Genomic DNA, 9,191 nt, shown 5'->3' with positions numbered 1-9,191 from the left:
CACCTGGATCGAACGGACCTACCACCGCCGACGACGACAAGACCGCCTCGGCCGATTGACGCCCATCGAATACGAGACCACCATGACCACACCAGCCGACCAGGCTGCGTGACTACCGACTGTCACCTATCCGTGCAGCAGTCCCGTGGGCACGCTGAGCTCATCGAATACAGTCGCCCGACGGACCCGATCTGGGCCCTGCGCGACGGGGGCGATCGATGCCGCACTCATCCGCTCTTCTTCACCCAAACGTGCCATTGGTCCGGGTTTGGAGCGGTTACCGCTGTTCACCGAACGCCTGGTTGCATCGGTGACGAGTACCGACTCGCGTGCCCGGCAGGAGTCGGTGACCCTAGCCGATCTCGCTGACGGGCCGGTGGCGGTCTGCGCGACCGCTCCGACGGCCACCGGGGAGCTGTGGAGTACGACTGCTCGCATGCCGCGCACGATCTCGGTGGCGAACACGGACGAGTGGTTAACCCGCATCGCTGTCGGCGACGCCATCGGCATCACTGCAGAGGCGACAACGCACAATCACCGCGCGCCGGAGGTGGTCTATCTGCCCATCGAGGATGCCCCACGGGTGACCGTGGCGCTGACCTGGCCAGGGCAGAGGAGGAGCCACCCGCAGGTAGGGGTCTTCGCCACCTGCGCACAGGACTACTTCACCCGACTCATCGACATCGGCTCCCCACCCCGCCTGCTCTCCACCGGGGCCGATGGTCAGCTGACGTAGCTCCCCACTGCAGCTATGCGACCGACCATCCCCCAGGTAGCCCATCCTCGGGTGCGACGGGACCCCTGAGTTTCATTCCGTGTCGGAGCAACAGATCACACTCGACAATATCGCTCTAGCGCGATATGATCGCCCTATGACGATGATTCAAGAGGAGGGGGCAACCCTCGACGAAGTGGCGACAGTAGCGTACGCCCACCTGTTCCAGGCATTTGCGGAGCCGACGAGGTTAGCGATCGTGCAGCACCTCGCCTCCGGGGAGCACCGGGTCCGGGACCTGGTCGAGCACATGGGCCTGGCCCAGTCCACGGTGAGCAAGCATGTCGGCTTCCTCGTCGAGTGCGGCCTGGCGACGATGCGCCCGGAAGGGCGCTCCACCTGGTACTCGCTGGCACAGTCCGAGCTCCTGCGTACCCTCATCGCCGCTGCCGAACGCCTCCTCGATGCCACCGGCACGCAGGCCCTGCTCTGCACGCACCTGCGACTCCCACATACCCACCACGCGACAGATACGGACAAGAAGTAGACATGGGCGCAGGACACAATCACGGCCCCGCCGCCAGCGAGACCGGTCACCCCGGAGATTTCCGCAAGAAACTCTGGATCGCATTCTCGATCACCGCGACGATCGTCGTCGCCCAGGCCATCGGCTCGATCATCACCGGCAGCCTCGCACTGCTGACCGACACCGCCCATGCCATTACCGATGCCTCCGGGCTGCTGGTCGCACTGATCGCCGCGACGCTGATGCTCAAGCCCGCCAACTCCAAGCGCACCTGGGGGTTCCGGCGTATCGAAGTGATCGCAGCCCTCGGACAGTCGGCACTGCTGCTGGCGGTGGGCACCTACGCCGCCATCGAAGGCATCCGGCGACTGTTCGAGCCGCCGGAGGTGCCCGCAAGCGAACTGCTGATATTCGGCATCATCGGCCTGGTCGCGAACATCATCGCCATCACCATCCTCGCCTCCAGCCGCGGTTCGAACTTCAACATGCGTGCCGCGTTCCTCGAAGTTCTCAATGATGCCCTCGGGTCGCTCGGAGTGATCATCGCGGCGATCGTCATCGCCACGACCGGGTTCATGCAGGCCGATGCCATCGCCGGACTGCTTATCGCCACATTGATCGTGCCTCGCGCGTTCAAGCTCATGCGCGAGACCACCGGCGTCCTTATGGAGTTCACTCCCAAGGGCCTCGACCTCGACAAGGTGCGTTCGCACATCCTCGAACTTGACCATGTCAAAGATGTCCATGACCTGCACGCCTCCACTGTGGCGACCGGCCTGCCGACCCTGACCGCCCACGTCGTCGTCGACGACGAGTGTTTCACCGACGGTCATGCCGCGCAGACGCTCCACGAGATCAAAGATTGCGTCGCAGGACACTTCGAGGTCTCCATCCATCACTCGACCTTCCAGATCGAGACCGAGCACATTGCCGAACATGAACCGGAAATCAGCAAGCACGACTGAACGCAGTGCCCCCTCCCGGGCTCGTTCCGGGGGCTTCCGCGTCACGCAGGTAGGCACTACCCCTATGGGGTAGTATGGCCAATTGGCACCACGGCAGACACGGCAAGGAATCCCATGAAAAACTTCAGGCCATTCCCGAAGTACGGCGGAACGAAAACCGCTGCAATCACCGTCGTGGTCGGCGCTTTCCTGCTCACCGGATGCACGGCCGCCAACGACTCACCCTCAGCCTCCTCGGCCAGCGGAGCCGAGATCCTTGCCGAGAACGGTCTCGATGGCCTCGACGTGCGTGAGCTGGTCGAAACGCTCGATGCGATCCCGCTGGACGAACGCACGGAGACCTTGACCACGTCGATCACTGCGGAGGCGGTCACGCTCACCGATCAGCACGAACACACGGCAGAGGTGCGGTTGCCAAGTAACGAGATCTACGTATCCGTCGCCCCGTATCGGTCGCAGACCCATGATTGCTACTACCACAGCCCGACCGGATGCCTGGGTGAGCTGCGCAACGCAGACGTGGCCGTCACGGTGACGGATGCGACGACCGGCGAGACGATCGTCGACGAGGAGATGAGAACCCTCGACAACGGCTTCGTCGGGATCTGGCTGCCCCGAGGCATCGAGACGTCGATCTCGATCACCCACGACGGCCAGACCGCCACCTCCAAACTTTCGAGCGTCGACGACGATGCGCAAACCTGCTTGACCACGATGCGACTGGCCTGAAACCAGCACCACGGGAATACCCCCAGGGGGTAGGGTGTTGTGGTGTGCGTGCGGTCTATCGCACGCAACGTGTAACAGGAAGGAAATCAGTCCCATGAGCGAAGTCACCACCGTCGACACCCAGACCTTCGATGAGGTTGTGCTCCAGAGCGACGTTCCCGTTCTCGTGGACTTCTGGGCAGCCTGGTGCGGCCCGTGCCGTGCAATCGCGCCGGTCCTGGACCAGATTGCTGCCGAGCAGGATGGAAAGCTTCTCATCGCCAAGCTCAATGTCGACGAGAACCCCGACATCGCCTCGCGCTACAACATCAGTTCGATCCCTGCGATGAAGGTCTTCGACAAGGGTGAGATCGTGCGCGAGATCATCGGGGCGATGCCGAAGCCGCAGATCGAGCAGCGCCTCGACGGTATTATCTGAGGCTCGGCCGTCGAACTGTTCCCGAACTCCGCCGATCGTTGCGCGGCAGTTGACGATCGCCCAAATCAGCGTGGTTCCATACGTAGTCCAAGACTGCGCAGGGCAAGGAGCGCTTGAAGTGGCAGGACCCCGTTACCCAACGCGGTGTTCTGCTGATTTGCAGTCAGATCACCCATCGGGTCGGTGATCCATCCGACTGGCAGACCTATAAGCCATTCCACGAACTCCGGCGACGAACGTGGCCCTCTGTCCTCGTTCAGAACTGCGGGGGCAGGGGCGCCGCGTCGGGTGATGTGCTCCCATCGTGCGACGGCGTCGGCGTATCGCCCCCAGCGACGAAGATGCTGTCGACTAGCGCGAACAGGGTCTCCGCTGCGTTCGAGTTGATGGTCGAGCCGCCCGGTCCGTTAAGTGCGAGGTCGATTATCTGATGACTCAGTGCGATAGTGCCGCCGCGGGCTCTGACCGTCTCCATCGTCTCTCCGCCCCGAGAGGAGTCCGTTGCTAGCGGCGTCCGGAACAGCGCCCCTGCGGTAGGCGACGATGAAGATACGGAAGCGATGGTGATCAGCGCCGGAAAGTGAAGCCGGTAGGCCGATCCATCGTGCGTCATACCGCAAGTCGGCCAGGTCTCCGAGTACGGCGCCTGCCGTCCGAAGAGGTCGGGCTGATGCGTCCCCCAGACCGCACGGGTCGGATGCCAAGTCGCAAACGGTTGCATGGCCAGCGGCTGTAGGATCACGGTCAACGGGTCCACTTGATACCCCTTCGCGGGTCGGGTAGCGGGGGCCGAGAGCAACCCCTTACGTTCTCGATCACGACGCACGCGGGTTGCAGCTCCTCGATTGCGCGTGCCATGCACGACCAGAGCCCCGAGCGAGTACCTGGCGCGATGCCTGCACCCTTGCCGACGATTGAGACGCCCTGGCAGGGGAAGCCGCTTATCACGATTTCGACCGGCGGTACGGTACTCCAGTCTATGACGGAGATGTCGCCGAGGTTTGGGGCATCCGACCAATTGTGAGAGAAGACTTGCGCGACCGAGGTGTTGATCTCGGAGAACCAGACCGTATCCCCCACCAGTGGCGTGTTCGACGGCAAGGTCGAGCCCTCCGTACCCGCTGAAGGTCGAGCCAATTCGCGGCGAGGAAACGGGGGGAAGTGCGACGTGCAGACACAAGTTGCTCCGGGTGATTGGCTTTCCCGGTGCTGAGCGGTTGCCTGCCCTACCGGTCTGGTTGCTGCCAGGTAAGCGAGTCCGTCTCCGGCGCCGAACTTCTCCAGCGCTTCCCACTCACCTCCCTGTCACCTGCGCGACCCTTACCGGGCTTCCCACGGCATAATTTTTGGCTCGGCGTTCTCTCGTCGCCAGCCTGATCACCTACCGCTCAGAGTTGGTCCACACCTCTTGCAGATCAAGGTGTCAACCCAGGTTGACAAGGCTTCGCGGCGGCGGGATCGCGCGGTCACCTGGAGATCGACAGGCCCCGCGGCGGGCCGAGCGAAGGGACAGGAGACAGGTCATGGTGGAACGGGTGGAGCTCGCGATCACGGAGCTGAGCGAGGCAAGATCGCTGACGATCTACGTCGTTACGGCGCCTACCATGAGCGCACGGGAGTCGATCTCTGGAACGTGTTCACGAAGCAGAAGCCGCACGAGCTGGAGCCTCCGAACCTCACGCAGGAGATCAAGGGCAGGACTGCCTCGCACCACGCGGTTGCTGAGAGCTGCATGGCGATGGCCTCCGTCATCGAGAGCGAGAACCCGTTGCTGCTCACTCCGGAGACGGTCCAGCTCATCCAGGAAGCCTTCGGCGACATCTACGGTGGCGAGTTCCCCCTTGGGCCGCTCGCACGGCAATGTTCTCCCGCATGGCCTCCCGTCGCATGAGTGAGGCCGCCGGGAACGGATCGTTTGCTCTCGCTGAGTTCGTTGTGGTGAACGCGGAGCTGCAACCCTCTGATGCCGAGCGCTACGAGGCCGCGATCATGCACTACCTGACCGAAGCCAACGCGAAGATCAGCGAGCAGCTCGCCGAGTTGCGCACAAGCATGGACGGTCTGAACGAGCAACTCCAGGCGCAACGGCGCGAGATCGACCAGTTGCGCAACCCCAGTGCAACACGCCGACAGCTCCCGAACCCCTTTCGCTCGACCTTCGAGCCCACCGTGCAGGCTCCCCGGCGGCGCGGCCCGTCCGACGACGGGCCGGCCCTGTAGCCAACCTCCGGCATTGAGGCTCACACCGATGCCGTGGTGAGTCTGTCCACCTGGTCTGCATGACGGTCTCGATGCGGGTGATGAGCGCGGGCGACGGGTACAAGTACCTGATGCGCACGATCGCCGCCGCCGACGGCGACCGCTCCCTCTCGACCCCGTTGACCAGGTATTACACGGAAGAGGGAACACCACCGGGCACTTGGATCGGGTCGGCCCTTCGCGGCCTCGGAGACGGGCGGATCGCTCTCGGCGATGAGGTCTCGGAGTCGCAGTTGCAGTTGCTGATCGGGATGGGCCGCGATCCCGTCAGCGGCGACCCGCTCGGGCGGGCCTTCCCACGGTACGTCTCGGTCGCCGACCGGATCGAGAAGCGCGCCGCCGACCTCGACCCCGGCCTGGGGATGGGTGAGCGTGCCGAGCAGATCAGCCAGATCGAGGCCGAGGAGATCGAGCGGGGCAACCGCCGTGCGGTCGCGGGGTTCGACTACACGTTCTCGGTGCCGAAGTCCGTCTCCGTGCTGTGGGGCGTGGCCGACGCCGGCACGCAGGCCCTGATCGCCCAGGCGCATCACGAGGCGATCGCCGAGGTCGTGAACTTCATGGAGCGCGAGGTCGCCGCGACCCGCACCGGCTACACCGCCGCCGACGGCGCGGTCGCCCAGGTCGACGTGACCGGACTGATCGCCACGGCCTTCGATCACTACGACAGCCGCTCCGGGGACCCGCAGCTGCACACTCACGTCGTGATCTCCAACAAGGTCCAGACCGCGTTGGACGGACGATGGCGGTCACTGGATGGCCGCCCGATGCACGCGGCGGTCGTCGCGCTCTCGGAGCATTACAACGCGGTCCTGGCCGACCGCCTCACCGGCACGCTCGGCGTGGAGTGGGAGGCACGGGATCGGGGCCGGGACCGCAACCCGGCGTGGGAGATCACCGGGGTCAGCGAGGAGCTGGTCGAGGAGTTCTCCTCCCGCGCCCGCGATATCGACGCCGAAACCGACCGGCTCATCGCCGCCTACACCGCCGAGCACGGCCGCCGGCCCTCCGCACGGACGATCGTGCGCCTGCGCGCCCAGGCCACTCTCGCCACCCGGCCCGAGAAGCAGGTCCATTCCCTGGCCGACCTGACCGCTGGCTGGCGCGACCGGGCCGGCCAACTGCTGGGTGAGGACGCGACCGGCTGGGCCGGCAGCCTTCTCGCCGAGGCGCAGCAGGTGCGGCCGTTGCGGGCAGATGATGTGCCATTGGAGGTGATCTCCGAGCTCGGGCAGGCGGTGGTCGAGGTCGTCGGCGAGAAACGCTCGACCTGGCGGCGATGGAACCTGCACTCCGAAGCGAGCCGGCAGTCGATGGCATGGCGATTCGCGACCGCCAGCGACCGGGAGGCGATCGTGGGGATGATCGCCGATGCCGCCGAGCAGGCCTCACTGCGGCTGACGCCGCCCGAGCTCGCCACCAGCCCGGCCGCGTTCCGCCGCCCAGACGGCACCAGCGTGTTCCGGCCCCGCCACTCGACCGTGTTCTCCTCCACGGTGCTGCTGGAGGCCGAAGACCGTCTCCTGGAACGCTCCCGCACCCTGACCGGCCCGACCGTCGAGGTCGAGACGGTCGAGAAGATCACCGCGAAGCCCGACCAGGAAGGGCGCCTGCTCGGCGACGACCAGGCCGCAGCGCTCACCCAGATCGCGGTCTCCGGCCGTGTTCTCGACGTGCTGGTCGGCCCGGCAGGTGCCGGGAAGACCACCGCCATGTCGGCATTGCGGCGGGCATGGGAGAAGCAGCACGGCCACGGGACCGTGGTCGGGCTGGCTCCCTCTGCCGTGGCGGCGCAGGTCCTCGGCGATGATCTCGGGATCGCGACCGAGAACACGGCGAAGTGGTGGCAGAACCACCTTCTCCGCGGGGAGACGTTCCAGGCCGGGCAGCTCGTCATCATCGACGAAGCCAGCCTCGCGGGCACTCTGTCGCTGGAGCGCATCACCGGCCTCGCAGCCGAGACGGGCGCGAAAGTGCTGCTGGTCGGCGACTACGGACAGCTCCAATCCGTCGATGCGGGCGGGAGCTTCGGGATGCTCGTGGCCGACCGCGACGACGCCCCCGAGCTCGTGGACGTGCACCGCTTCGTCCACGAATGGGAGAAGACCGCCTCCCTCGATCTGCGCCACGGCCGCACCCGCGTGATCGACACCTACGCAGGTCACGGCCGCATCAGCGACGGCGATGCCGAGGACATGATCGATGCCGCCTACACCGCTTGGCGTGCCGACCGCGACGCCAGACGGGCCTCGGTGCTGATCGCCGAGACCCGTGAAGACGTGACCGCGCTCAACGCGAGGGCCCGCGCCGATCTCATCCTGGCCGGGAAGATCAAACCCGGCCGGGAGGTCGCACTGGCCGAGGGCACGTCCGCTGGCGTCGGGGACACGGTCATCACCCGCCGCAACGATCGACGCCTGCGCACCGGCACGGGCCGGGGATGGGTGCGCAACGGCGCGCGGTGGCAGGTCACCGACGTGCGCGATGACGGGTCGATCACGATCCGCAAGCCCGGCCGCAGGTTCGGGTCGATCGTGCTGCCGGCCGACTACGTGGCCGAGCACGTCGATCTGGGATACGCCGTCACTGCGCATAGGGCGCAGGGCATCACCGTCGATACCGCGCATGTGCTGGTCGAGCCGTCCTCGACCCGTGAGAACGTCTACGTCGCGATGACCCGCGGCCGCGAGTCCAACCACGCCTACGTCGTCCTCGACCGCCCCGACGACCACGCCGCACCGCACCCCTCGGACAACGAGGAAGCCACCGGCCGCTCGGTCCTCTACGGAGTGCTGCAGCACTCGGGAGCCGAGCTCTCCGCGCACGAGACGATCACCGCCGAGCAGGACCAGTGGGGCTCGATCGCCCAGCTCGCCGCCGAGTACGAAACCATCGCCGCAGCCGCCCAACACGACCGCTGGGCCGCCCTCATCCGCGACTCGGGCCTGACCGAAGAACAGGCCGACGCCACGCTGGGCTCGGTCGCGTTCGGAGCGCTGACTGCCGAGCTGCGCCGCGCCGAGGCCAACCACCACGACGTCGATACGCTCTTCCCGCGCCTGGTGGCTGCTCGCGGCTTCGATGACGCCGAGGACATCGCCAAGGTCATGCATTACCGTCTCGCACGCGCCACCGCCCAGCCGGCCGGGTCGGGGCGCATGAGGAAGACCCCGCGGCTGATCGCCGGCCTCATCCCGCACGTGCAGGGCCCGATCGCGGCAGACATGCTCCAGGCCTTGACCGAGCGACGAGAGCTGATCGAGACCCGCGCCGACGCGATCCTCGACACCGCCCGCCAGACCGGCGAACCGTGGACCCAGCCGCTCGGTGACCCGCCGTCCGGTGACCGCGAACAGGCACGCTGGCGACGTGACGCCCGGACCATCGCGGCCTACCGCGACCGCTATCAAATCAGCGACGACACCCCACTCGGCCCGGCACCCCAGAGCGCGGCGCAGAAGATTGACCGCGCCCGCGCAGCGGCAGCCATACGTCGGGTAGCTGCGGATACTCCTCAGACCGGAGACTCTGTCGCCCAACGTTCTGTCAGCGTCAGGAGGCAAGAACGATCCCTGTGAC

Annotated in this window: 9 protein-coding genes; 8 read left to right on the top strand and 1 reads right to left on the bottom strand. The window is 66.2% G+C overall.

Annotated features, from left to right (window positions below; genetic code table 11):
* Positions 1-145 precede the first annotated feature (145 nt).
* The 5 genes from AB4Y78_RS13180 to trxA all read left to right on the top strand — a co-directional run bounded on the left by AB4Y78_RS13180 (position 146) and on the right by trxA (position 3,353).
* Complete coding sequence (locus AB4Y78_RS13180) at positions 146-736, top strand: LysR substrate-binding domain-containing protein (RefSeq protein WP_197464198.1); 591 nt, start codon at positions 146-148, stop codon at positions 734-736.
* 136 nt (positions 737-872) lie between these two features.
* On the top strand, positions 873-1,262 hold the full coding sequence (locus tag AB4Y78_RS13175) for an ArsR/SmtB family transcription factor (RefSeq protein ID WP_040560570.1): 390 nt from the start codon (positions 873-875) through the stop codon (positions 1,260-1,262).
* Between the two features lie 2 nt (positions 1,263-1,264).
* Positions 1,265-2,206: a cation diffusion facilitator family transporter gene (locus AB4Y78_RS13170; protein ID WP_006214174.1), complete on the top strand. Its 942-nt coding sequence runs from the start codon at positions 1,265-1,267 to the stop codon at positions 2,204-2,206.
* A 114-nt stretch (positions 2,207-2,320) separates the two neighbouring features.
* On the top strand, positions 2,321-2,935 hold the full coding sequence (locus AB4Y78_RS13165; RefSeq protein ID WP_179861205.1) for a CueP family metal-binding protein: 615 nt from the start codon (positions 2,321-2,323) through the stop codon (positions 2,933-2,935).
* A 94-nt stretch (positions 2,936-3,029) separates the two neighbouring features.
* Complete coding sequence (gene trxA / locus AB4Y78_RS13160) at positions 3,030-3,353, top strand: thioredoxin (protein ID WP_006214176.1); 324 nt, start codon at positions 3,030-3,032, stop codon at positions 3,351-3,353.
* A gap of 744 nt (positions 3,354-4,097) precedes the next feature.
* Here trxA and AB4Y78_RS13155 read toward each other — a convergent pair.
* Positions 4,098-4,433, bottom strand: a complete 336-nt coding sequence (locus AB4Y78_RS13155; RefSeq protein WP_225984242.1) for a DNA cytosine methyltransferase — start codon at positions 4,431-4,433, stop codon at positions 4,098-4,100.
* Between the two features lie 553 nt (positions 4,434-4,986).
* Between AB4Y78_RS13155 and AB4Y78_RS13150 the strand changes: the two genes are divergently transcribed.
* The 3 genes from AB4Y78_RS13150 to mobF are packed head-to-tail and all read left to right on the top strand — an operon-like array spanning position 4,987 to position 9,190.
* Positions 4,987-5,244, top strand: a complete 258-nt coding sequence (locus AB4Y78_RS13150) for a hypothetical protein (protein ID WP_006214177.1) — start codon at positions 4,987-4,989, stop codon at positions 5,242-5,244.
* Entirely contained in the window at positions 5,241-5,573 is a 333-nt protein-coding gene (locus tag AB4Y78_RS13145; protein WP_124108932.1) for a hypothetical protein, read from the top strand. The genes AB4Y78_RS13150 and AB4Y78_RS13145 overlap by 4 nt, the downstream gene beginning before the upstream one ends.
* 59 nt (positions 5,574-5,632) lie before the next feature.
* Complete coding sequence (gene mobF / locus AB4Y78_RS13140; RefSeq protein WP_162909124.1) at positions 5,633-9,190, top strand: MobF family relaxase; 3,558 nt, start codon at positions 5,633-5,635, stop codon at positions 9,188-9,190.
* The last annotated feature ends 1 nt before the right edge of the window (position 9,191 follow it).

It is taken from the genome of Janibacter sp. RAF52, assembly GCF_052114035.1.
Classification (GTDB): domain Bacteria; phylum Actinomycetota; class Actinomycetes; order Actinomycetales; family Dermatophilaceae; genus Janibacter; species Janibacter hoylei.
Note: the sequence above shows the minus strand (reverse complement) of the source record. Positions and strands in the feature narration are given on the sequence as shown.